The sequence below is a fragment of the uncultured Aquimarina sp. genome (genome assembly GCF_947496855.1).
Lineage (GTDB): Bacteria > Bacteroidota > Bacteroidia > Flavobacteriales > Flavobacteriaceae > Aquimarina.
Genome location: NZ_CANMED010000032.1, coordinates 1 through 820, shown reverse-complemented (window position 1 = coordinate 820; position 820 = coordinate 1). Strand labels below are relative to the sequence as shown.

The window sequence follows — 820 nt, the reverse complement described above, 5'->3', positions numbered from 1 at the left end:
TGCTACGACACATATATTAAACGTTGTACACCATACGAATGAAAAAACTACTAATATTAAATATTCTTATCATACTACTCATTTCTTGTCTAGGTAAACAAAATCAAGAATCAGAATTTTATATCGAGACAAAAGCTTCATTTTCTCATTTGAGACATTCGGATTGGACTAAAAATCAATGGATTCGAAAACCTGAAAATCTGAAGATGGTGCACGAAACATTTAAGCGCTTTGGCTATAAAAAACTTGAGGGTGTTATTTTGGAACTAAATGATGAATTTATAATAAATGACATCTATATTAAAAAAAATCTAGATGTATTGCTTGATAGTCTGTTATTAACATATCAAAATCCAAAAACAGTTAGTAAATATTATCTGGAATTTTGGAACCGCAGAATATCCGAAAAGAATGATTCTATTATTTATGAGATAGTTAATGAGTTTAAAACTCAAAGAATGAAAAATAAAAAGTTGTCTATTGAAGGTCATTCTGTGAATGATACATTACTTGCTTTGTTAGAAGTTGAGTTCGATTATCTACCACTAAGCTATCAAACCCAAAAAAAGAATTTTCAAACGCTTAAGAAGTTTGGTTTTCATCAATCTGCATATAATGTCCTCTTTCAAAGAACTGAATATTCCGAATTGGATTTGGAGAAAGAGAAATTAAAAAAGGAATTGACAAAATCAACGGAATTTTCTTATCCTTGGTTAATTGATACGGAAAAATAAGTACGGTGTACAACACGATATATGTGATCATAGCAGCTAGGTGATGGATCGATTGGTTCGTGTATTTTTGCAATGTCGCAATGCTT

1 protein-coding gene is annotated in these 820 nt (G+C 30.1%); it reads left to right on the top strand.

Going from position 1 to position 820, the window contains the following annotated elements; genetic code table 11:
• The first annotated feature begins 38 nt into the window (after positions 1 to 38).
• Positions 39 to 734, top strand: coding sequence for a hypothetical protein (locus Q0921_RS24940; RefSeq protein ID WP_091412822.1), 696 nt, complete (start codon positions 39 to 41; stop codon positions 732 to 734).
• The last annotated feature ends 86 nt before the right edge of the window (positions 735 to 820 follow it).